The sequence below is a fragment of the Pseudomonas sp. KK18 genome, assembly GCF_037094675.1.
Lineage (GTDB): Bacteria > Pseudomonadota > Gammaproteobacteria > Pseudomonadales > Pseudomonadaceae > Aquipseudomonas.
Map to the genome: position 1 here is coordinate 6,388,225 of NZ_CP146605.1, position 21,782 is coordinate 6,410,006.

Genomic DNA, 21,782 nt, shown 5'->3' on the forward strand with positions numbered 1-21,782 from the left:
CACGAGAACTATTTTCGCAGGCAATAAAAAGGGGCGACCCGTCGGTCGCCCCTTGAGAACTTCGTCCTGGCTCAACGCTTTTGACGTTGGCTCACCTCACGCCGTCTTGTGGACAGTGTGCAGCCCGGGGGCCGGGGCAACCCTGTGGGGTTGGCGGCCGCAGCCGGCCTTATTGGCGGGCTGCAGTGGACTGTATGTCCGGGCAGTGATTCTGTTGATAACTCTACGCCTCGGCCTCGGGCAGATGATTGCGAAGATTGCGTCAATAAACAGTGCTTGCGCAATTTTTAACCCTGGATAGATAATTCACCGCAATAGTTACGACAAAGGCCAGCCCCATGAGCAAACTTGACCGATACGACCTGAGTATTTTGGCGGAATTGCAGCGCGACGCGAGGATCTCCAACCAGGAGTTGGCCGAGCGCATCGGCCTGTCGCCTTCGCCGTGCTCACGCCGGGTCAAGCAACTCGAAGACGACGGCTACATCGCCCGCCAGGTCGCCTTGCTCGACCGCAAGATGCTCGGCCTGAGTCTCACGGCCTACGTGCTGATCGGCATGGACCGACACACCCCCGAACGTTTCGAGAACTTCGAAGCGGCCATCCGCACCTTGCCGCAAGTGCTGGAATGCAGCCTGGTGACCGGGATGGACGCCGACTATCAGCTGAAAGTGGTGGTGCCAGATATGGATCACTACCAGAAGCTGCTGCTGGGCCACCTGACCCGCATCGAAGGCGTCACCAGCGTGCGTTCAAGCTTTGTGCTGAACCAGGTGCTCAACAGCACCGAGCTGCCGCTGACCCACCTGCGCACTTAAGACCAGCGCGGAACAAATGTGGGAGCGGGCTTGCTCGCGAATGCGGTGTGCCAGGCACCGAATGTGCTGACTGATCCACCGCATTCGCGAGCAAGCCCGCTCCCACATTTTGACTGTGTTCCCGCAGGGTGGTAAGTCTGCGGCAGACCGACGCAGGTCAATGTCGCGCCGATTGCCCTGGCGTATAATCGGCGCCCTGCCCCAGCCGGAAACGACCCGATGAACTCGATTGATCCCGCCGTGTTTGAAGAATGGATGATGACCGGCCTGGTCAGCATCCTGATCATTTTCATGGGCTTTATCGTCTGGGACCTGGCGAAGAAATCCAAGGCCGGGCGCTTTGGCTCGATGATCCTGTTCTTCGTGCTGGGCCTGGGCGTTGCCGCGTTCATCATCAAGAGCGTGGTGATCGGCCTGATCGAGTCCGGCGCCTTATAAGCGCGCCGGCACTTCTTTCCATTGGCCTTGGTCCAGGCCGTCGATCGACCAGTCACCAATCCGCACCCGCACCAGACGCAGCGTCGGCAACCCCACCGCCGCCGTCATGCGCCGCACCTGGCGGTTACGCCCTTCACGAATCACCAGCTCCAGCCAATGGGTCGGCACGCTCTTGCGAAACCGCACCGGCGGGTTGCGTGGCCACAGTTGTGGCTCGTCCAGTTGCCGGGCTTCGGCGGGCAGGGTCATGCCGTCGTTGAGCTCCACACCGTCGCGCAGGCGTTGCAGCTGTTCCTCGGTCGGTTCGCCTTCCACCTGCACCCAATAGGTTTTCGCCAGCTTGTGCTTGGGGTCCGCGATACGCGCCTGCAATTGGCCGTCGTTGGTCAGCAGCAACAGGCCTTCACTGTCACGGTCCAGGCGCCCGGCCGGGTAAATGCCGGGGATGTCGATGAAATCCTTGAGGGTCGCCCGCCCGCCTTCATCGCTGAACTGGGTCAGCACATCGAAGGGTTTATTGAACAGGATCAACTTGGGCTCGGCCGGTGGCGCCTTGGCGACACGACGCGGGGCTGACGAGGTTTGCGGACTTTTCACACCGGGGCGGCGGGAAACAGGACGGGCAGGACGGGACATGGCAAAGGAACATCTAACGGTCAGGACCGACAATGCTAGTGGCCTGACCGTTAAATAACCATCCCAACCGTTTAGCGGAACGGCGGCTCGTCGAAGCTGCGCAGTTTGCGCGAGTGCAGCGAGTTGAGTTCGGTGCGCAACAGATCCACCGCCTCGATGCCGATCTTCAAGTGCTGGCTGACCGCACGCTCATAGAACGCGTTAGCCGATCCCGGCAGCTTGATCTCGCTGTGCAGCGGTTTATCCGACACACACAGCAACGTGCCGTACGGCACCCGCAGGCGGTAGCCCTGGGCGGCGATGGTGCCGCTTTCCATGTCCACGGCCACGGCGCGGGACAGGTTGATCAGCGGACGCTCCTGGGCCCAGCGCAGCTCCCAGTTGCGGTCGTCGTAGGTCAGCACGGTGCCGGTGCGCAGGCGCTTTTTCAGCTCCTCGCCCTTCTCGCCGGTGACGTTGGCCGCGGCTTGCTGCAAGGCCATCTGCACTTCGGCCAGGGCCGGGATCGGAATGTTCGGCGGCACTACCCGGTCGAGAATCCCGTCGCGACGCATGTAGGCGTGAGCCAGCACGTAGTCACCGATGGTCTGGGATTGGCGCAGCCCGCCGCAGTGACCAATCATCAGCCAGCAATGCGGACGCAATACGGCGAGGTGGTCGGTGATGTTCTTGGCATTGGACGGGCCGACGCCGATGTTCACCAGGGTCACACCATGGCCGTCGCTGGCTTGCAAGTGGTAGGCCGGCATCTGGTAGCGGTGCCAGACCACGCCTGCGGCGATGGCAGACGCTTCGCCGTGGTCCATGCTCTTGTCGATGATCACATTGCCCGGCAGCACCATGCGGATAAAGCGCGGGTCGCTGCGCAACTGTTCCAGGCCATGCACGATGAACTGGTCAACGTAGCGGTGGTAGTTGGTCAGCAAAATCCACGGCTGCACATGGCGCCAGTCGCTGCCGGTGTAGTGCACCAGGCGGCGCAGGGAGAAGTCGACGCGGGCGGCATCGAACAACGCCAATGGCAGCGGGTCGGTGTTTTCCCAGTCGTACAGCCCGTCGGCGATGCCATCGGTGGCGGCAGACAGGTCGGTACTCGGGAACACCCGCGCCAGCGTGGCGGCAGTCACACCGGAGCCGGCCAGTTCGTCACCCTGCTCCACCACGTACGGGTAGGGAATGTTCTGCTGGCTGACGCCCACTTCCACCGTCACGGTGAAGTCGTGCATCAACGGCACCAGTTGCTCCAGCAGGTATTTGCGGAAGGCCGACGGATGGGTGACGGTGACGCTGTAGGTCCCCGGCAACTGAACCTTGGCATACGCCCGGGTGGTCTGTGGGACTTCGCCCTGCACCAGGTAGGTCAGGCGAAGTTCCGGGTAGCGAAACATCGCACGTTGTTCAGCGTCGGGTTCGACGCGGTCTTTGAGGTAGCGCTTGAGGGCTTGATTGAGCGCGCCGGTAGCACGCTCATGGAGAGCCGCCAGCCGATCCACGGCTTCTTCGGCGGTTTGAACGACAACAAAAGCTTCGGTCACGGTAAGCATCCTGTGTTCTGACTTGCAGGCCTTCATCTTGCCTGTATCCCTGGCGCACTGGAACACCGGAATTGGAATGCGATCAATAATGTGGGAGCGGCGGTGCGACGATTCGACTTGCTCGCGAAAGCGCTAGGTCAGTCAGCACATGTATTGGCTGATCCACCGCCTTCGCGAGCAAGCCCGCTCCCACATTTTGACCGTGTTTGTTCAGGAAAAAGGAGGTGTCGAGCGCGCGACAATCGCTTCCACATTCACACCCCGCGGCAAGGTGCCATAGACCCGGCCCGACGACTCACCCAGTCGGCTGGCGATAAAACCGTCACTGACACTGGCATTACCCGCCTCCAGCAACAACTTGGCCTGCAGTGCCACGGCAATGTCCTCGGTCAGTTGTCGGGCACGGTACTGGATGTCCTGGGTGTCCATAAAGGCCGACTTCAACTGCTCGATGTGCCGCGCCAGGTGCTTGTGACCGTGGCCATCCCCCAGCTCGACAAACAGCGCCTCCAATACGCCCGGTTCTTTGGACAGGGCCCGCAGCACATCCAGGCACTGCACATTGCCGGAACCTTCCCACGTCGAGTTGACCGGCGCCTCACGGTACAAGCGTGGCAGGATACTGTCCTCGACATACCCCGCACCGCCCATGCACTCGGCGGCTTCGTTGATCATCGCGGGCGCGCGCTTGCAGATCCAGTACTTGCCCACCGCCGTCACCAGCCGGGCGAATTTGGCTTCCTGTTCGTTATCCAGATGGTCCAGCGCGCGCCCCATGCGCATGCTCAAGGCCAGGGACGCCTCGCTTTCCAGGGCCAGGTCGGCCAGTACGTTCTGCATCAACGGTTGCTCGCTGAGCACCCGGCCACCTACCAGGCGGTGAGCGCAATGATGGCTGGCCTGGGTCAGCGCCTGGCGCATCAGGGCGCTGGAGCCGACCATGCAATCGAAGCGGGTCATCGCCACCATCTCGATGATGGTCGGTACGCCGCGCCCTTCTTCGCCGATCATCCAGGCCAGCGCGCCACGAAACTCCACTTCGCTGGAAGCGTTGGAGCAGTTGCCGAGCTTGTTTTTCAGGCGCTGGATGTAGAACTCGTTGCGGGTGTCATCCGGGCGGTGCCGGGGCAGCAGGAAACAGGTCAGGCCCTTGTCGGTCTGGGCCAGGGTGAGGAAGCCATCGCACATCGGCGCGGAGCAGAACCACTTGTGCCCCACCAGCTCATACGCCTGGCCCGGGCCGCCGGCGCCCACCGGGTAAGCGCGGGTGGTGTTGGCGCGCACGTCGGTGCCACCCTGTTTCTCGGTCATGGCCATGCCGATGGTGGCGCCGGCCTTGTGGGCGATGCCGACGTTGCGCGGGTCGTATTCGGTGGCGAGGATTTTCGGCAGCCAGGTTTCAGCCAGGTCTGGCTGCAGGCGCAGGGCCGGGACGCAGGCGAACGTCATGGTCAGCGGGCAGCCGGTGCCGGCTTCGGCCTGGCTGTGCAGGTAGGTCATCGCCGCACGGGCCACATGGGCGCCGGATTGCGGATGGGCCCACGGCAACGACGGCAGGCCGTGTTCGACGGCGGTGCGCATCAGCTCGTGGTAGGCCGGATGAAACTCTACCAGGTCGATGCGATGGCCAAACCGGTCATGGCTGTTGAACACCGGTTTGTTCTGGTTGGCCAGGAACCCGGCTTCCATCAGCGGCCCGCCCGCCAGCGCACCATAGGTGTCGATGCGCTGCTCGGCCCAGCCGGCGCCGAAGCGCCGGGACCAGTCTTGCAGCGGCAAGTCGATACGGTACAGATTGGTGCCGTCCAGGGACGGTGGCTGGTTGGTGACGTCGTGGGTTTCGGCGAACTGGTGCAGGTGCATGACGGGCCTCCTGAAAAAAGGCCACGTTCATTGAGGCCTGAATTTCAGTTAAGCACCGTCACCCGGGTTAAAAAAGTGGCATAAACGCCTAATTGGCGGCGCTTTCACCCTCAACCATATGCAACAACCGCAGTTGCAGCACCCGTTGCAGGGCCTCGAAACGTACCGGCTTGGCCACTCGGTCGGTGATACCCACGCCGTGGCAGCGCTCGCGTTCCGGGGCTTGTAACGAGGTGCTCAAGGCGATCACCGGCAGCTCACCACAGCCGGGCAACGCACGGATCTGGCAGCACAGCGAAAAGCCGCCCTCGGGCACATCCAGCAACACTGCGTCGAAGGTTTGACTCTGCAGCAACGCCAGGGCGGCCGGCCCATTGTCGACGGTTTTCACCCGATAACCGAGCTTGAGCAACATGCCGCGCACCACCAGTTGCGCCACGCTGTTGTCGTCCACCAGCAGCACCGTGCACTCCTGCGGCGTGCGTTGCGCTTGCGGTACTCGCCGCACGGCAGCCGGTTCTGGCTGGACGGGGCTGACCGCAAGCTCCAGCTGGAAGCGACTGCCGCGCCGCGGCTCGGAATTGTGGGTGAGGCGCCCACCGAGCAACTCGATCAATTGCCGGCAGATCGCCAGGCCGATGCCCATGCCGCCGTATTGGCGAGTGGTCGAGCCATCGAGCTGGAAGAAGCGCTGATACAGGGTCGCCTCATCGAGGTAGGCGAAGCCGATGCCGGTGTCAGTGACAATGAAGGTCAGGCGCAGCGTTCCATCCGCCTGGGGTACACCGACCACCCGTACACGCACCGAGCCCTCGTGGGTGAACTTGAAGGCATTGTCCAACAGGCAATCCAGGCATTGCGCCAGCTTGCCAGGATCACCGTTGATGCGGTCCGGCAGGTCTTCTGCCAGATCAATGGAGAACGCCAACCCCTTGTTCTGGGCGCTGGCCGCGAACTGCTGGCGCAAGGTGTCGAGCAGCCCACGCAGGCTGAACACTTGGGGTTGCGGGCTGAGGCGCCCGGCCTGCAATTCGGTGAGGGTGAGGATGCCGTTGACCATGCGCATCATCTCGCGGGCCGCACCGGAGGCGGTTTGATGGTACTGCGCGAGGTCGCCTGGCAGCGGCTCGGTCTGCATCAATTCCAGGGAGCCGATCACACCGTTCATCGGCGTGCGCAGCTCGTGGGTCAAGGTGGCGAGGAATTCATCCTTGAGCTGGTTGCTGTGGGCCAGTTGCGTGTTGAGCACTTCGAGTTTCTGGCTGGCGTCGAGCAGGATTTGCGCCTGTTGCTCGCGCATCGAATTGATCCGGTCGGCCAGCGCCAGGGACAGCAAGGCCACTTCCAGTGCCGAGCCGATCTGGCTGGCGTACATCGTGAGGAACACATTGGGCAGGTAGCCCAGCACCATCATCGTATTGACTACACCGCCCAGCAGGAACGCGGTCCAGGCGATGATGAAGTAGCGCGCCATGCGCTGGCCGCAATACCAGGCCTTGATGGCCGCGACGAAGATGGTCACGGTAAAGACCAGCGCAAGGGCGGTGGCCAGGCGCAGCGCCAGCGCATAACTGGTGAACAATGCCAGCACCATCACCACCCCGCCGCTGACCGCCAGGGCCAGCAACAGCCGGTTGATCCAGCGACTGTAAAGCGCGGTGTGCAGGAAACTGCGGGCAAACAGGCTGCCGAACAGCGCCGCCGAGCCGATCAGGAAGGGCACCGCCGCGTTCGCCCACCACGGGTTATTCGGCCAGAAATACTGCACGGCCACGCCGTTCACCGACAGCTGATACAGGCCGAACGAGGCGATATAGAGGATGTAATAGAGGTAGCTGGTGTCGCGCACGCTCAGGTAGATGAACAGGTTGTAGATCAGCATGCCGAGCAACACGCCGTAGATCACACCCAGCACGTACAGGCGCAATGGCTGTTCTTCGAGGTACGCGGTGGTGGACCAGAGGGTCAGCGGTGCCTGGATCGAGCCCTGGCTTTGCAGGCGCAGGTACAGGGTTTCCTGCTGGCCAGGGACGAAGTCGAGCTTGAACAGGTAGTTGCTCTGGCGGATTTCGCGGCTGGAAAACGGCAGGATGCTGCCGGTGCGCGACACCAGTCGATAGTTGCCGACACTGTCAGGCTCGTACAGCTCCAGTTGGTTCAGCGGCGGGTAAGCCAGTTCCAGCAGCCAGCGGCGCGGGGCATCCGGGCGCTGTGCACGGTAATGCAAATCAACCTTGAGCCAGAACACCGAGCGCGAATAGCCGGCATTCAATGTGGCTTTGTCGTGGGTCTTGAAACGACTGGCGAGGACCGGCGAGCTGATATCGCCAATGGTCAGGGCGCCACTGGGGTCCTCAAGGACTTGCATCACTTGGCCCAGGGGCAACCGCGTGGTGGTCTCGTTGAACTCGACTGCGCCGGCCAGCATCGGCAGCCCGGTCAACAGTAACATCAGCAAATAGCGCATAGAGCCCCAGCGTGACCTGTCCGGTTATGTCAAAAGCCTCCATTCCTTTTGAGCAGACGTAAACCGGCGATACAGTTATTGGTTTGAATCCACTCTAGCATAGCCATTACAGGCCAAAAGACACCATTGAAATAATTTTTTGAAAGGCTCTAGAGCGGGCATTACAGGGCATTTGACCTGTATTTCACGATGATAGCAAACAGCCACTTCCGCCGTCCCCTCCGCTAAAAATTCAACCATCGCCCGACAGCCACCCAAAAAGCGTTTGGTGGTAAGCTCGCGCACCATGAATATCTACAGCTCTCGCCCCGTTGTCCTCTGTCTCTCCGGCCATGATCCCAGTGGTGGCGCCGGCTTGCAGGCAGATATCGAAGCCCTGCTCGCCCAGGGCTGTCATGCGGCCCCGGCCGTCACCGCGCTGACTGTGCAGAACACCGTCAACGTCAGCGATTTCCGCGTGCTGGATCGCGAGTGGGTGCTGGCCCAGGCCAACGCCGTGCTCGGTGACTCCGAAGTGGCCGCGGTGAAACTGGGCATGCTCGGTTCCCTGGAGATGGTCGACACCGTGGTCGAACTGCTCAAGGCGCACCCGCATTTGCCGGTGGTCTGCGACCCGGTGCTGCGTGCCGGCGGCGGCGGCAGCCTGGGCAAGGACGAGGTCGGCTACGCCATGCGCGAGCGGCTGTTGCCGCTGTCGCTGATCGCCACCCCCAACCTGCCTGAAGCACGCATCCTCGCCGAATTGCCCGAGGGCACGGCGGACGAATGCGCAGCGAAACTGCTGCCGTTCATCAAGCACCTGCTGATCACCGGCGGCCATGGCGACGAGCACGAAGTGCACAACCGCCTCTACAGCCGCGACGGCACGCACCAGACCTTTACCTGCCAGCGACTGCCCGGCAGTTATCACGGTTCGGGCTGCACCCTGGCCAGCGCGCTGGCCGGTCGGTTGGCACAAGGCGAAGGGTTGGTCAGCGCGGTGCAATCGGCCCTCAACTACACTTGGCGCACCCTGCGTGACGCTGAACAACTCGGCCAGGGGCAATTCGTGCCTCGTCGTCTGCCGTTGGATTTCTGCTCGTAACACCAAGAGGCCTGCCCGATGAAACTACGTGGCCTTTATGCCATTACCGACAGCCAACTGTTGGCCGGCAAGTTCCTGGCCTACGTCGAAGCGGCGTTGGACGGTGGCGTGACCCTGCTGCAATACCGCGATAAAAGCAGCGACGAAGCGCGCCGCCTGCGGGAAGCCGAAAAACTGCGGGAGCTGTGCTCGCGCTACAAGACCCAACTGATCATCAACGATGACGCCGAACTGGCCGCACGCCTCGGCGTCGGCGTGCATCTGGGCCAGACCGACGGCCCGCTGACCCCGGCCCGTGCGCTGCTCGGTTCCAAGGCGATCATCGGCTCCACCTGCCACAGCCAGATCGAACTGGCCGAGCAGGCTGCCCGCGAAGGTGCCAGTTATGTCGCCTTCGGCCGCTTCTTCAATTCCAACACCAAGCCCGGCGCGCCGGCAGCCACCGTTGAACTGCTGGCCCAGGCCCGCACGCGGTTGCACCTGCCGATCTGCGTGATCGGCGGCATCACCCTGGAAAATGCCAAGCCGCTGGTGGCCCACGGTGCCGACTTGCTGGCAGTGGTCCACGGCCTGTTTGGTGCCGAAAGCACCCAGGAAGTCACGCGCCGCGCCCGCGCTTTCAACGATCTTCTAAAATCTTGAATTCAGAGAACACGATCATGTCCCGTTCCGAAACCCTGTTTGCCAATGCCCAGAAACACATCCCCGGCGGTGTGAACTCTCCCGTGCGAGCGTTCAAGAGCGTTGGCGGAACCCCACTGTTCTTCAAGCATGCCGAAGGCGCCTACGTCACCGACGAAGATGACAAGCGCTACGTCGACTACGTGGGTTCGTGGGGCCCGATGATCCTCGGCCACAGCCATCCGGAAGTACTGGACGCGGTGCGCCAGCAGCTGCAACACGGCCTTTCCTATGGCGCACCGACCGCCATGGAAACCGAGATGGCTGACCTGGTGTGCTCCATCGTGCCCTCCATGGAGATGGTGCGGATGGTCAGCTCCGGCACCGAAGCCACCATGAGCGCGATTCGCCTGGCCCGTGGGTTTACCGGCCGCGACAGCATCATCAAGTTCGAAGGCTGCTACCACGGCCACTCCGACAGCCTGCTGGTCAAGGCCGGTTCCGGTGCGCTGACCCAGGGCGTACCGAGCTCCGCCGGGGTGCCGGCCGCGTTCGCCAAACACACCCTGACCCTGCCGTTCAACGACATCGCTGCCGTCGAGCAGATGCTCAGCGAAGTCGGCCAGGAAGTGGCGTGCATCATCGTCGAGCCGGTGGCCGGCAACATGAACTGCGTGCCGCCGGCGCCGGGCTTCCTGGAAGGCCTGCGGGAACAGTGCGACAAGCACGGCGTAGTGCTGATTTTTGATGAAGTGATGACCGGCTTCCGCGTTGCCCTCGGCGGCGCCCAGGCTTACTACGGCGTCACGCCGGACCTGAGCACCTTCGGCAAGATCATCGGTGGCGGCATGCCGGTGGGCTGCTTCGGCGGCAAGCGCGAAATCATGCAGCACATCGCGCCGCTGGGCCCGGTGTACCAGGCAGGCACCCTGTCGGGTAACCCGCTGGCCATGGCCGCCGGCCTGACCACCCTGCGCCTGATCAGCCGCCCGGGCTTCCACGCCGAGCTGACCGACTACACCACTCGCCTGCTGGACGGCCTGCAACAGCGCGCCGATGCCGCCGGCATTCCGTTCGTGACCACCCAGGCGGGCGGCATGTTCGGCCTGTACTTCAGCGGCGCCGACGACATCGTCACCTTCGACGATGTGATGGGCAGCGATGCCGACCTGTTCAAGCGCTTCTTCCATCTGATGCTGGAAGGTGGCGTGTACCTCGCCCCGAGCGCTTTTGAAGCCGGCTTCACCTCGATCGCCCATGGTGATGCCGAGCTGAAACTGACCCTCGATGCCGCCGAGCGCGCCTTCGCCGCCTTGAAATAAGCGGCGCAAAAATCCGACGTCGCCCCTGGCGGCGTCAGATTTGCTACTTTGCTTACAGGCATTTCCGTCTTTTTTCGAGAATTCACCTGCAATCCGGCAGATAACTTGCCCACGCAGCAGAAAAACGAGTAAAGACTTTGTAAGCAGGTGCCTGCTTATTTCATAATGCGCGCTTATTGGATCCCCCCGTGGGTCCCGCGCCCCGTCAGAGGTAAGTCGATTCCCATGAAACGCACCGGCCGCACCCTGGTTCTGGGCTGCCTGTTGCTCCTTCAGCCGCTGCTGGCGTATGCCCAGGCAGGCGGCAACTCGTTGTTAATCCCAGCGATGGGTCGTTGCACCCTCAATACCCAGCCGGAAAGCCAGGCCGAAGCCCTGAGCGCGTGCCAGAAACAGGCCGAAGGCGGGGATGCGCAGGCGCAATACGAGTTGGGCGAGTACTTCTACGACAGTAAAAACCCCGCACGCGACCTCAACAAAGCCTTGAGCTACTTCGAGAAAGCCTCGTTGCAGGGCCACGCGCAGGCGCAATTCCAGCTGGGCACCATGTTTTTCCACGGCGAAGGCGTACCGGCCAATAACGTCCAGGCGTACATCGTGCTGAAAATGGCGGCGGTGAACGGCGCCGAAGATGCACTGGACACGGCCGACGAAGTGGCCGAACACATGCAGCGCGACGAACTGGAAGTGGCTACCCAAGTGCTGGGACAGATTTTCCGCAACTACCTGCAGGAACTGCAGAGCGCAGATGGCAGCTCGCCGTTTTCCCCGCTGCCCTGAGTTTTGTAGCGCCTTTACTACCGCCTTCGCGAGCAAGCCCGCTCCCACATTCGACTGTATTCCAAAGGTGGAACTCGGTCGAATGTGAGAGCGGGCTTGCTCGCGAAGGGGTCGGCGCGGTGTTAAGCCTTACTTCTCAGGCATCGGCATCGGAAACGGCATGACATTGCTCATGCCCCGGGCCTCGCTGATTTTCGGCGTGCCCAGGCGCTCGACTTCGTCGATGCGCACGATCGAATGCATCGGCACAAAACTGCGCACCACGCCTTCGAACTGAGCCTTGAGTTTTTCCTCGCCCGGGTCGACGACCAGCTGCGTGCGCTCGCCAAAGACGAACTCTTCCACTTCCAGGAAGCCCCACAGATCACTTTGATAGATCTGCTTGGCGTACATTTCGAACACCTGGCCCTGGTTAAGGAAAATCACCTTGTAGATTGGAGCTTCACGTTTGGTCATGGTGGGCGGGTAACACATCGGGGGATTTAAAAGAGGGCGCGAACTATAGCATGGCGTCCGATGCACAGTGCTAGGAACCTATCGGCATGCCCCCTATAATGCGCGGTTCTTTACCACCAGTTGACGATCCCCATGGCCAAGAAGCTTTACATCGAAACCCACGGTTGCCAGATGAACGAGTACGACAGCTCGCGCATGGTCGATCTGCTGGGTGAACATCAGGCCCTGGAAGTCACCGCTCGCGCTGAAGACGCCGATGTGATCCTGCTCAATACCTGCTCGATCCGCGAGCGGGCCCAGGACCGGGTCTACTCGCAGCTGGGCCGCTGGCGTGAACTGAAACTGGCCAACCCGGACATGGTGATCGCCGTCGGCGGTTGCGTGGCCAGCCAGGAAGGCGCCGCCATTCGCGACCGCGCACCGTACGTCGACGTGGTCTTCGGCCCGCAGACCCTGCACCGCCTACCGGAAATGATCGACGCCGCGCGCATCACCAAGCTGCCGCAAGTCGACGTCTCGTTCCCGGAAATCGAAAAATTCGACCATTTGCCCGAGCCGCGCATCGACGGCCCAAGCGCTTATGTGTCGGTAATGGAAGGCTGCAGCAAGTACTGCACCTTCTGCGTGGTGCCCTACACTCGCGGTGAAGAAGTCAGCCGCCCGTTCGACGACGTACTGGCTGAGATCATTCACCTGGCCGAGAACGGCGTGCGTGAAGTGACGCTGCTAGGGCAGAACGTCAACGGCTATCGCGGCCAGACCCATGACGGGCGCCTGGCGGACCTCGCGGAGTTGATCCGCGTAGTCGCCGCCGTCGATGGGATCGAGCGGATTCGCTACACCACCTCGCACCCGCTGGAATTCTCCGACAGCCTGATCCAGGCCCACGCCGAAGTGCCGGAACTGGTCAAACACCTGCACTTGCCGGTGCAATCGGGCTCGGACCGCATTCTCTCGGCGATGAAACGCAACCACACCGCCCTGGAGTACAAATCCAAGCTGCGCAAATTGCGTGCGGCGGTACCGGGGATCTGCATCAGCTCGGACTTTATCGTCGGCTTCCCGGGCGAAACCGAGAAAGATTTCCAGCAGACCATGAAGCTGATTGAAGACGTCGGGTTCGACTTCTCCTACTCGTTCGTCTACAGCCAGCGCCCGGGCACCCCGGCGGCGGATCTGGCGGACGAGACTCCGGAAGCGTTGAAGAAGGAGCGTTTGAACGCCCTGCAGCATCGCCTCAATCAACAAGGCTTCGAGATCAGCCGACAGATGGTGGGCTCGACCCAGCGCATCCTGGTGACCGACTACTCGAAAAAAGACCCTGGCGAATTGCAGGGCCGGACCGAGAACAACCGGATCGTCAACTTCCGCTGCGATAATCCGACGCTGATCGGGCAGTTCGCCGACGTGCACATCGACGCGGCACAACCGCACTCGCTGCGCGGTTCGCTGGTGTAACAATAATTCGGCCACCGGGAACCAATGTGGGAGCGGGCTTGCTCGCGAAGGCGGTGTATCAGGCAACGAACAGGCTGACTGCCCCATCGCATTCGCGAGCAAGCCCGCTCCCACATTAGAACGGTACCAGCTTCGGGCTATATAAGTGCTTTCGCACGCAGCCTGCTGGCGTTATCCTTGATTTCATCTTAATTGCCCCAGGGCGGCTAAAAACGACCTTGAACGCACCCATAGAACCACATCGTTTTCTCCTCGAGCCCTTTGAGGCTCGCCGTTTCGCCAATCTGTGCGGACAGTTCGACGAGCACCTGCGCCTGATCGAACAACGCCTGAGCATCGAGATCCGCAACCGCGGCAATCAATTCGAGCTGATTGGTGAACCCCAGCACACCACCTCGGCAGAAAACCTTCTGCGCCGCCTCTACCGGGAAACCAAAGGTAGCGAGCTGTCGCCGGAAACGGTGCACCTGTACCTGCAGGAATCCGCCGTGGAGGACCTGGCCAATAACCCGGTAGCCGAAGCCAGCGTCGCGTTGCGCACCAAGAAAGGCATGATTCGCCCTCGCGGCTTGAACCAGCAGCGCTACGTCAAAGAGATCCTGGGCAACGACATCAACTTCGGCATCGGCCCTGCCGGTACCGGCAAGACCTACCTGGCCGTGGCCTGCGCGGTCGACGCCCTGGAGCGCGAGCAGGTACGACGCATCCTGCTGGTGCGTCCGGCGGTGGAAGCCGGCGAGAAGCTGGGCTTTTTGCCCGGCGACCTGGCCCAGAAGATCGACCCGTACCTGCGCCCGCTCTACGACGCGCTCTACGAGATGCTCGGCTTCGAATACGTGGCCAAGCTGATCGAGCGCCAGGTGATCGAGATCGCCCCGCTGGCCTACATGCGTGGCCGTACGCTGAACAACAGCTTCATCATTCTCGACGAAAGCCAGAACACCACCGTTGAACAGATGAAGATGTTCCTGACCCGGATCGGTTTCGGCTCCACCGCCGTGATCACCGGCGACGTCACCCAGGTCGACCTGCCCAAAGGCACCAAGTCGGGCCTGGCCCAGGTGATCGACGTACTCAAGGACGTGCCGGGGATCAGCTTCACGCACTTCATGCCCAAAGACGTGGTACGTCACCCGTTGGTGCAGCGCATTGTCGAAGCCTACGAGCGCTTCGAACACCGCGACGACCAACCGGCCAAGGACACTCGCCGCGATGCTTGAGCTTGACCTGCAGCTGGCCACCGAAGCGCCCGCCCCCAGCGAAGAACAGTTCCGCCAGTGGTGCACCCTGGCCCTGCGCCAGCGCACCGCCGACTCGGAGCTGACCATTCGCCTGGTGGACGAGCCCGAAGGCCGTGAACTGAATCACACCTGGCGACAAAAAGACTACGCGACCAACGTGCTGTCGTTTCCCGCCGACGTACCCGATGAGCTGCTGGATATCCCGTTGCTGGGCGACCTGGTGATCTGCGTCGAAGTGGTCGAGCGTGAAGCAAAGGAACAGGGCAAGGAACTTGAGGCCCATTGGGCCCATCTAGTCATCCACGGCTGCTTGCATCTCTTGGGTTACGACCATATAGACGATGACGAAGCCGAAGAAATGGAAGCACTGGAACGAACGTTGCTTGCAGAACTGGGTCATCGTGACCCGTATGCAGACGACGAAATTGCAACTACACCTAACTGAAACAATAAAGGATTTAGAGTAATCGCTATGAGCGAAGACCGATCGAGCAACGGGCAAAAGTCATGGCTGGGGAAACTCACCCAGGCCTTTGCCCACGAGCCGAAAAACCGCCAGGAGCTGCTGGAGCTGCTGCGCGAGGCGCATCAGAACAAGTTGCTGGACAGCGAAGCGCTGGCCATCGTCGAAGGCGCTATCCAGGTCGCTGACTTGCAAGTGCGGGACATCATGGTTCCGCGCTCACAGATGGTCAGCATCAAGGCGACCCAGACCCCACGGGAATTCCTCCCGGCCGTGATCGACTCGGCGCACTCGCGCTACCCGGTGATCGGCGAAAGCCATGACGACGTCATGGGCGTCCTGCTGGCCAAGGACCTGCTGCCGCTGATCCTCAAGGAGAACGGCGACAGCTTCAACATCAAGGACCTGCTGCGTCCTGCCACCTTCGTCCCTGAATCCAAGCGCCTGAATGTGCTGTTGCGCGAATTTCGTGCGAACCACAATCACATGGCCATCGTGATTGACGAATACGGCGGTGTGGCCGGCCTCGTGACCATCGAAGACGTGCTGGAACAGATCGTCGGTGACATCGAAGACGAACACGATGTGGAAGAAGACAGCTACATCAAGCCGCTGCCCAGCGGTGATTTCCTGGTCAAGGCCCTGACGCCGATCGAGAACTTCAACGAGTTCTTCGACAGCGAATTCTCCGACGATGAATTCGACACGGTTGGCGGCCTGGTGATGAGTGCGTTCGGGCACCTGCCCAAGCGTAACGAGACCACCGAGATCGGTGCCTATCGCTTCCGCATCCTGAATGCTGACAGCCGCCGTATTCACTTGATCCGTTTGACACCTATTGCCCGCTAAGGACTGACATGCGCCGTATGATTGCACCCGGCTGGCCCGGTAACTTGCTGGCCGTGGTGGCCGGCGCCATCACCACCCTGGCGCTGGCGCCGTTCGACCTCTGGCCGTTTGCGCTGGTGGCGGCCGGGTTCTTTTATGCGGGATTGCGTGAACTGACACCGCGCCAGGCCTTGTGGCGCGGCTGGTGTTTCGGTTTCGGCCTGTTTGGCGCCGGTACCAGCTGGATCTACTACAGCATTCACCACTTCGGCGGCGCTTCGGTGCTGCTGGCGGGCATGCTGATGCTGGCGTTTACGGCGGCCATTGCCTGGTTCTTTGCCCTGCCCGCCTGGCTGTGGGCGCGCTGGCTGCGCCGCAACGAAGCGCCACTGGCCGATGCCCTGGCCTTCGCGGCCTTGTGGGTTGGCCAGGAAGCGTTTCGCGGCTGGTTCCTCACCGGTTTTCCCTGGCTCTATTCCGGTTACAGCCAGCTCGACGGCCCTCTCACCGGCCTCGCGCCGCTGGGCGGGATGTGGCTGATATCCTTTGCCCTGGCGCTGACCGCCGCACTGATCTGCAACCTGCCGCGTCTGCTGGCGGCTAAGCGCAACCTGTTCATCGGTGCCGGCTTGCTGTTGTTGGTGGCGCCATGGGCCATCGGCCTGGCACTCAAGCATCATGCATGGACCACCCCCGCCGGCGCGCCGCTGACGGTGGCGGCTATCCAGGGCAACGTCGAACAAAGCATGAAGTGGGACCCGGAGCAGCTCAATGCGCAGCTCGCGCTGTACCGCGACATGAGCTTCAGCTCCAAGCCTGTCGACCTGCTGGTATGGCCGGAAACCGCCGTGCCGGTGCTCAAGGAATCCGTGGAGGGTTACCTGGGCATGATGGGCAAGTTCGCCGCTGACCGGCACACTGCGCTGATCACCGGTGTACCGATCCGCCAGGAAGTGCATCACCACAAGCGCTTCTTCAACGGCATCACGGTGGTGGGCGAAGGCGACGGCACCTACCTGAAGCAGAAGCTGGTGCCGTTTGGCGAGTACGTGCCGCTGCAGGACATGTTGCGCGGCTTGATCGCGTTCTTTGACCTGCCGATGTCGGACTTCGCCCGCGGGCCGTCCGACCAGGCTTTGCTGCAAGCCAAGGGCTATCAGATTGCGCCGTTCATTTGCTATGAAGTGGTGTACCCGGAGTTCGCCGCCGGCCTGTCGGCCCGCAGCGATTTGTTGCTGACCATCAGCAACGACACCTGGTTCGGCCGCTCCATCGGCCCGCTGCAACATTTGCAGATGGCCCAGATGCGCGCCCTGGAAGCCGGGCGCTGGATGATCCGCGCCACCAACAACGGCGTCACTGGCCTGATCAACCCGTACGGGCAGATCACCGTGCAGATCCCGCAGTTTGAACGCGGGATTCTCTACGGCGAGGTCGTGCCGATGCACAACCTCACGCCTTACCTGGAATGGCGTTCGTGGCCGTTGATCATCCTGTGCCTTGGCCTGTTTGGCTGGGCGCTGTTAGCGGGCCGGATGTCCAAAACGGTTTAACAGAAATACTCGGACGACAATGTGGGAGCGGGCTTGCTCGCGAATGCGATCTGTCAGTTAAAGCACCAGTGACTGACACACTGCATTCGCGAGCAAGCCCGCTGCCACATTTGCCCGGCGGTATTACCTGTAAAACATCCGGTAACCCACCTGCCCCACCGCTTCATTCAGCAACTGCCCGCTCTGCCATACCGACTTGAACTCCGGCATCCAGCCACCCAATGGCCGGGCATTGTCCAAACCAAGAAACCCCACTGGCGCCGGAACAACCGTGAACCCGGCCTTTTCGAAGCTCCAGCGCGAGCGCGGCATATGCCAGGCCTGAGTCACGACCACCACACGCTTGACTCCCTGCGGCAGCAGAATCTCGGCACTCATCTGCGCGTTTTCCCACGTGGTACGGCTGCGCTCTTCCTCCCAGCGCACGCTCACGCCAAAGTCATCCTGCATCGATACCGCCATCAACTCCGCCTCGCTGGGCGGTGTGCCGTAGTGCAAGCCGCCGGTGGTCAGCACCGGCAAGCCCGAAGCCTTGGCCAGGCGGGCTGCATAGCGCTGGCGCTCAAGGCCGATACCCGTCGGCTGATCGGAGCCCCACGCCGGATCCCCGCGCTCACGCCCCGAGCCCAACACTACGATGGCATCAGCCCGCTGCGCCAGGGTCGCCCATTCATCACGGGCCAGAGGCGGCTCGGTCTCCAGGGCCTTTGCGCCCCATTGAACCGCCACCGGCAGGCTCATCAGCCACATCCCGCCAAATCCCAGGGCAAAGCACACGGCCGCCAGCCGCGGTCGGCTGCGACGAAACCACCAGGCAAGGGCCAGCAACAGCAACAGGATGCCGGGCGGCAACAACAATTGTTTAATGAAATAGCGAATAGGCATCGGGCATCTCCAAAGATGCCCGAAGCCTAAGGTGTAACGGGGTTAAGCGACAATCTTTACAGGAACAGACGCTGAGAAGGCTACAGATCACTAACGCGGTACTTCACTTGAAACGCACGGACCGGAGTTTTTCCGGGCTGCGACCGGCCGAAAAATCCTTGAGCCATACCACCTTGGCCGATCGCGAAAACTCCTGGGCTGGCGGGGAGGCCATGCCATGGGACGCGCGATGCTCATTCAACTCCAGATACACCCTGATCACGTCCAGCTCTGCCTGGCTCAAGCCACGCAGTTCCAACTCCAGAGGCCGTTCATCACACAATCGGCCTGCGGTTTTTGCTGCATCCAGTGCTCGACCCAAACGGTCGATCAGTCCTTCGTACACCTGCGGTTTCGTTAAAGTTCGCTGCGAATCAACCATCCCTCACCTCATTGAAGATAAGACTCACTCCCCACTAAACAGCGTAGTCCTGCTTGCCCTGCCTGCCTGGCGCCGCGACCAACGGCCTCGGCGGCGCAATCAGGGTTTCCCTCGATAGAGTGGGGTCATGTATGCTACGGCGCTTCCTGTAACTCCACTTCCCGCAGGGTTTGGGCACGGACGCGCCGCTTTTTGGTGTCGATCAACCTGAACGTTGCACCGAAGAGGATTAGGCCACCCCTATTCAGTTCAAAAGTAGCCATGCACGAACAATATCAGCCCCGTGAAATAGAAAATGCCGCCCAGTCGTTCTGGGATGAGCAAAAGTCCTTTGAAGTCAGTGAACAGCCAGGCAAGGAGACTTTCTATTGCCTATCGATGTTCCCTTACCCCAGCGGCAAGCTACACATGGGGCATGTGCGCAACTACACCATCGGCGACGTCATCTCCCGCTACCAGCGCATGCTGGGCAAGAACGTCCTGCAACCCATGGGTTGGGACGCCTTCGGCATGCCGGCGGAAAACGCCGCGATGAAGAACAACGTAGCGCCTGCCAAGTGGACCTACGAAAACATCGCCTACATGAAGACCCAGCTGCGCAGCCTGGGCCTGGCGGTGGACTGGTCCCGCGAGGTGACCACCTGCAAGCCTGATTACTACCGCTGGGAACAATGGCTGTTCACTCGCCTGTTCGAAAAAGGCGTGATCTACAAGAAGAGCGGCACCGTGAACTGGGACCCGGTGGACCAGACCGTACTGGCCAACGAACAAGTGATCGACGGCCGCGGCTGGCGTTCCGGCGCGCTGATCGAAAAGCGCGAAATCCCGATGTACTACTTCAAGATCACCGCCTACGCGGATGAACTCTTGTCGAGCCTCGATGATTTGCCGGGCTGGCCCGAGCAGGTCAAGACCATGCAACGCAACTGGATCGGCAAGTCCCGTGGCATGGAAGTGCAGTTCCCCTACAACGTCGACTCCATCGGCGCAGAAGGTGTACTGAAAGTCTTCACCACCCGTCCGGACACCCTGATGGGCGCGACCTACGTCGCCGTGGCCGCCGAACACCCGCTGGCCACCCAGGCCGCACAGAACAACCCTGAGCTGCAGGCGTTCATCGCCGAATGCAAGGGCGGCAGCGTCGCCGAAGCCGACGTCGCCACCCAGGAGAAAAAAGGCCTGCCGACCTCGTTGTTCGTCGAGCACCCATTGACCGGCGAGAAGCTGCCGGTGTGGGTCGCCAACTACGTGCTGATGCACTACGGTGATGGCGCAGTAATGGCTGTGCCGGCCCACGACGAGCGCGATTTCGAATTCGCCGTCAAGTACAACCTGCCGATCAAGTCCGTGGTGCGCACCAGTTCGGGCGACACCAACCCGGCTCCGTGGCAGGACGCGTACAACGAACACGGCACACTGATCAATTCCGGCGAGTTCGACGGCCTGGATTTCGAAGGCGCCTTCGACGCCATCGAAGTCGCGCTGATCAAGAAAAACCTCGGTGCCTCGCGCACCCAGTTCCGCCTGCGTGACTGGGGCATCAGCCGCCAGCGCTACTGGGGCTGCCCGATCCCGATCATCCACTGCGAAACCTGCGGTGACGTGCCGGTACCGGAAGACCAACTGCCGGTTGTATTGCCCGAAGACGTGGTGCCGGACGGTGCTGGCTCGCCATTGGCGCGCATGCCCGAATTCTACGAGTGCACCTGCCCGAACTGCGGTGCCCCGGCCAAACGCGAAACCGACACCATGGACACCTTCGTGGAGTCTTCGTGGTACTACGCCCGCTACGCCTCGCCGCACTATGAAGGCGGCCTGGTGGAAAAATCCGCGGCCGACCACTGGCTGCCGGTAGACCAGTACATCGGCGGTATCGAACACGCCATCCTTCACCTGCTGTACGCGCGCTTCTTCCACAAGCTGATGCGTGATGAAGGCCTGGTGAGTTCCGACGAGCCGTTCAAGAACCTGCTGACCCAGGGCATGGTGATTGCGGAGACTTATTACCGCCGCGAAGCCAATGGCGCCTACACCTGGTTCAACCCGGCAGATGTCGAGCTGGAGCGTGACAGCAAGGCCAAGGTGATCAGCGCCAAGCTGAAATCCGACGGCCTGCCGGTGGAAATCGGCGGCACCGAGAAGATGGCCAAGTCGAAGAACAACGGCGTCGACCCACAGTCGATGATCGACCAGTTCGGCGCGGACACCTGCCGCCTGTTCATGATGTTCGCCTCGCCGCCTGATATGAGCGCGGAATGGTCGGACTCCGGCGTCGAAGGTTCGCATCGCTTCCTCAAGCGCGTCTGGCGCCTGGCGCACGCCCATGTCAGCCAAGGCTTGCCGGGCAAGCTGGACGTGGCGACCCTGAGCGATGAGCAAAAAGTCATTCGCCGCAGCACCCACCTGGCCATCAAGCACGCCAGCCAGGACGTGGGCCAGCACCACAAATTCAACACCGCCATCGCCCAGGTGATGACGCTGATGAACGTGCTGGAGAAAGCGCCGCAGGCTACCGAACAGGACCGCGCACTGGTACAGGAAGGCCTGGAAACGGTCACCCTGCTGCTGGCGCCGATCACGCCACACATCAGCCACGAACTGTGGAACCAGTTGGGCCACAGCGGTGCCGTCATCGATGCCGGCTGGCCGGTACAGGATGACAGCGCCCTGGTACAGGACACGCTGCAACTGGTGATTCAGGTCAACGGCAAGCTGCGTGGCCAGATCGACATGCCGGCCAGCGCCAGCCGTGAAGACGTCGAAGCCGCCGCCCGTATCAATGAGAACGTGCTGCGCTTCACCGAAGGCCTGACGATCCGCAAAGTGATCGTGGTGCCCGGCAAACTGGTCAATATCGTCGCTAGCTAATCGGATCGGGCGCCGAGGGAATAACCCTGGCGCCGAACAAAACCT

General features: G+C 61.7%; 19 protein-coding genes. 12 read left to right on the forward strand and 7 right to left on the reverse strand.

All coding sequences use genetic code 11. The features are described from left to right. Window positions 1–338: 338 nt before the first annotated feature. On the forward strand, window positions 339–818 hold the full coding sequence (locus tag V6607_RS28990) for an Lrp/AsnC family transcriptional regulator (RefSeq protein ID WP_003194418.1): 480 nt from the start codon (window positions 339–341) through the stop codon (window positions 816–818). A 228-nt stretch (window positions 819–1,046) separates the two neighbouring features. Further along, window positions 1,047–1,256 carry a DUF2788 domain-containing protein gene (locus V6607_RS28995; protein ID WP_026077819.1) on the forward strand — a complete coding sequence of 70 codons (210 nt, stop codon included), beginning with the start codon at window positions 1,047–1,049 and terminating at the stop codon, window positions 1,254–1,256. Here V6607_RS28995 and V6607_RS29000 read toward each other — a convergent pair. The 4 genes from V6607_RS29000 to V6607_RS29015 form a co-directional block, all read right to left on the reverse strand. Continuing rightward, on the reverse strand, window positions 1,251–1,892 hold the full coding sequence (locus tag V6607_RS29000; RefSeq protein WP_029616066.1) for a pseudouridine synthase: 642 nt from the start codon (window positions 1,890–1,892) through the stop codon (window positions 1,251–1,253). The two genes, V6607_RS28995 and V6607_RS29000, sit on opposite strands and share 6 nt — an antisense overlap. A 71-nt stretch (window positions 1,893–1,963) precedes the next feature. After that, window positions 1,964–3,463, reverse strand: coding sequence for an AMP nucleosidase (gene amn, locus V6607_RS29005; protein ID WP_172834544.1), 1,500 nt, complete (start codon window positions 3,461–3,463; stop codon window positions 1,964–1,966). 174 nt (window positions 3,464–3,637) lie between these two features. Beyond that, window positions 3,638–5,290: an acyl-CoA dehydrogenase family protein gene (locus tag V6607_RS29010; RefSeq protein WP_087693593.1), complete on the reverse strand. Its 1,653-nt coding sequence runs from the start codon at window positions 5,288–5,290 to the stop codon at window positions 3,638–3,640. Window positions 5,291–5,378: 88 nt separating this feature from the next. Next, a complete protein-coding gene (locus tag V6607_RS29015; RefSeq protein ID WP_134327359.1) occupies window positions 5,379–7,757 on the reverse strand; it encodes a hybrid sensor histidine kinase/response regulator in 2,379 nt (792 codons plus the stop codon). Between the two features lie 286 nt (window positions 7,758–8,043). Between V6607_RS29015 and V6607_RS29020 the strand changes: the two genes are divergently transcribed. The 4 genes from V6607_RS29020 (at window position 8,044) to V6607_RS29035 (ending at window position 11,564) form a co-directional block, all read left to right on the forward strand. Then, a complete protein-coding gene (locus V6607_RS29020) occupies window positions 8,044–8,841 on the forward strand; it encodes a hydroxymethylpyrimidine/phosphomethylpyrimidine kinase (protein WP_003215474.1) in 798 nt (265 codons plus the stop codon). Window positions 8,842–8,859: 18 nt separating this feature from the next. Next, a complete protein-coding gene (gene thiE / locus V6607_RS29025; RefSeq protein WP_134327360.1) occupies window positions 8,860–9,483 on the forward strand; it encodes a thiamine phosphate synthase in 624 nt (207 codons plus the stop codon). A gap of 17 nt (window positions 9,484–9,500) precedes the next feature. Then, complete coding sequence (gene hemL / locus V6607_RS29030; RefSeq protein ID WP_003215470.1) at window positions 9,501–10,784, forward strand: glutamate-1-semialdehyde 2,1-aminomutase; 1,284 nt, start codon at window positions 9,501–9,503, stop codon at window positions 10,782–10,784. 225 nt (window positions 10,785–11,009) lie between these two features. After that, complete coding sequence (locus tag V6607_RS29035) at window positions 11,010–11,564, forward strand: tetratricopeptide repeat protein (protein WP_134327361.1); 555 nt, start codon at window positions 11,010–11,012, stop codon at window positions 11,562–11,564. Between the two features lie 129 nt (window positions 11,565–11,693). Here V6607_RS29035 and V6607_RS29040 read toward each other — a convergent pair whose 3' ends face one another. After that, window positions 11,694–12,020, reverse strand: a complete 327-nt coding sequence (locus tag V6607_RS29040; RefSeq protein ID WP_003215457.1) for a DUF1820 family protein — start codon at window positions 12,018–12,020, stop codon at window positions 11,694–11,696. 132 nt (window positions 12,021–12,152) lie between these two features. Between V6607_RS29040 and miaB the strand changes: the two genes are divergently transcribed. The 5 genes from miaB to lnt all read left to right on the forward strand — a co-directional run bounded on the left by miaB (window position 12,153) and on the right by lnt (window position 17,563). Next, window positions 12,153–13,478, forward strand: a complete 1,326-nt coding sequence (gene miaB / locus V6607_RS29045) for a tRNA (N6-isopentenyl adenosine(37)-C2)-methylthiotransferase MiaB (RefSeq protein WP_008436584.1) — start codon at window positions 12,153–12,155, stop codon at window positions 13,476–13,478. A gap of 218 nt (window positions 13,479–13,696) precedes the next feature. Continuing rightward, window positions 13,697–14,698, forward strand: coding sequence for a PhoH family protein (locus tag V6607_RS29050; protein WP_003215453.1), 1,002 nt, complete (start codon window positions 13,697–13,699; stop codon window positions 14,696–14,698). Then, window positions 14,691–15,164: an rRNA maturation RNase YbeY gene (gene ybeY, locus V6607_RS29055; RefSeq protein ID WP_003215452.1), complete on the forward strand. Its 474-nt coding sequence runs from the start codon at window positions 14,691–14,693 to the stop codon at window positions 15,162–15,164. Before V6607_RS29050 ends, ybeY begins: the two co-directional genes overlap by 8 nt. 27 nt (window positions 15,165–15,191) lie before the next feature. After that, the gene (locus tag V6607_RS29060) at window positions 15,192–16,031 is read left to right on the forward strand and encodes an HlyC/CorC family transporter (protein WP_003215451.1); all 840 of its coding nucleotides are present in this window, start codon (window positions 15,192–15,194) and stop codon (window positions 16,029–16,031) included. A gap of 8 nt (window positions 16,032–16,039) precedes the next feature. Then, window positions 16,040–17,563 (forward strand): apolipoprotein N-acyltransferase, encoded by a 1,524-nt coding sequence (gene lnt, locus V6607_RS29065; protein WP_008436579.1) that lies wholly within the window; start codon window positions 16,040–16,042, stop codon window positions 17,561–17,563. 123 nt (window positions 17,564–17,686) lie between these two features. On the opposite strand, the gene V6607_RS29070 is transcribed toward lnt, so the two are convergent. Together V6607_RS29070 and V6607_RS29075 are read right to left on the reverse strand one after the other, a co-directional pair. Continuing rightward, window positions 17,687–18,448: a YdcF family protein gene (locus V6607_RS29070; protein ID WP_134327362.1), complete on the reverse strand. Its 762-nt coding sequence runs from the start codon at window positions 18,446–18,448 to the stop codon at window positions 17,687–17,689. Between the two features lie 103 nt (window positions 18,449–18,551). Beyond that, window positions 18,552–18,869: a hypothetical protein gene (locus V6607_RS29075; RefSeq protein ID WP_008436575.1), complete on the reverse strand. Its 318-nt coding sequence runs from the start codon at window positions 18,867–18,869 to the stop codon at window positions 18,552–18,554. Window positions 18,870–19,130: 261 nt separating this feature from the next. On the opposite strand from V6607_RS29075, the gene leuS reads away from it, so the two are divergent. Then, window positions 19,131–21,737 carry a leucine--tRNA ligase gene (gene leuS, locus V6607_RS29080; protein WP_008436573.1) on the forward strand — a complete coding sequence of 869 codons (2,607 nt, stop codon included), beginning with the start codon at window positions 19,131–19,133 and terminating at the stop codon, window positions 21,735–21,737. The last annotated feature ends 45 nt before the right edge of the window (window positions 21,738–21,782 follow it).

Excerpts from the sequence above, each read along its gene's own strand:
- V6607_RS28990 (WP_003194418.1), top strand. The coding sequence starts at position 339 with ATGAGCAAACTTGACCGATACGACCTGAGTATTTTGGCGGAATTGCAG.
- V6607_RS29000 (WP_029616066.1), bottom strand. The coding sequence starts at position 1,892 with ATGTCCCGTCCTGCCCGTCCTGTTTCCCGCCGCCCCGGTGTGAAAAGT.
- amn (WP_172834544.1), bottom strand. The coding sequence starts at position 3,463 with ATGAAGGCCTGCAAGTCAGAACACAGGATGCTTACCGTGACCGAAGCT.
- V6607_RS29010 (WP_087693593.1), bottom strand. The coding sequence starts at position 5,290 with ATGCACCTGCACCAGTTCGCCGAAACCCACGACGTCACCAACCAGCCA.
- V6607_RS29015 (WP_134327359.1), bottom strand. The coding sequence starts at position 7,757 with ATGCGCTATTTGCTGATGTTACTGTTGACCGGGCTGCCGATGCTGGCC.
- V6607_RS29020 (WP_003215474.1), top strand. The coding sequence starts at position 8,044 with ATGAATATCTACAGCTCTCGCCCCGTTGTCCTCTGTCTCTCCGGCCAT.
- thiE (WP_134327360.1), top strand. The coding sequence starts at position 8,860 with ATGAAACTACGTGGCCTTTATGCCATTACCGACAGCCAACTGTTGGCC.
- hemL (WP_003215470.1), top strand. The coding sequence starts at position 9,501 with ATGTCCCGTTCCGAAACCCTGTTTGCCAATGCCCAGAAACACATCCCC.
- V6607_RS29035 (WP_134327361.1), top strand. The coding sequence starts at position 11,010 with ATGAAACGCACCGGCCGCACCCTGGTTCTGGGCTGCCTGTTGCTCCTT.
- V6607_RS29040 (WP_003215457.1), bottom strand. The coding sequence starts at position 12,020 with ATGACCAAACGTGAAGCTCCAATCTACAAGGTGATTTTCCTTAACCAG.
- miaB (WP_008436584.1), top strand. The coding sequence starts at position 12,153 with ATGGCCAAGAAGCTTTACATCGAAACCCACGGTTGCCAGATGAACGAG.
- ybeY (WP_003215452.1), top strand. The coding sequence starts at position 14,691 with ATGCTTGAGCTTGACCTGCAGCTGGCCACCGAAGCGCCCGCCCCCAGC.
- V6607_RS29060 (WP_003215451.1), top strand. The coding sequence starts at position 15,192 with ATGAGCGAAGACCGATCGAGCAACGGGCAAAAGTCATGGCTGGGGAAA.
- lnt (WP_008436579.1), top strand. The coding sequence starts at position 16,040 with ATGCGCCGTATGATTGCACCCGGCTGGCCCGGTAACTTGCTGGCCGTG.
- V6607_RS29070 (WP_134327362.1), bottom strand. The coding sequence starts at position 18,448 with ATGCCTATTCGCTATTTCATTAAACAATTGTTGTTGCCGCCCGGCATC.
- V6607_RS29075 (WP_008436575.1), bottom strand. The coding sequence starts at position 18,869 with ATGGTTGATTCGCAGCGAACTTTAACGAAACCGCAGGTGTACGAAGGA.
- leuS (WP_008436573.1), top strand. The coding sequence starts at position 19,131 with ATGCACGAACAATATCAGCCCCGTGAAATAGAAAATGCCGCCCAGTCG.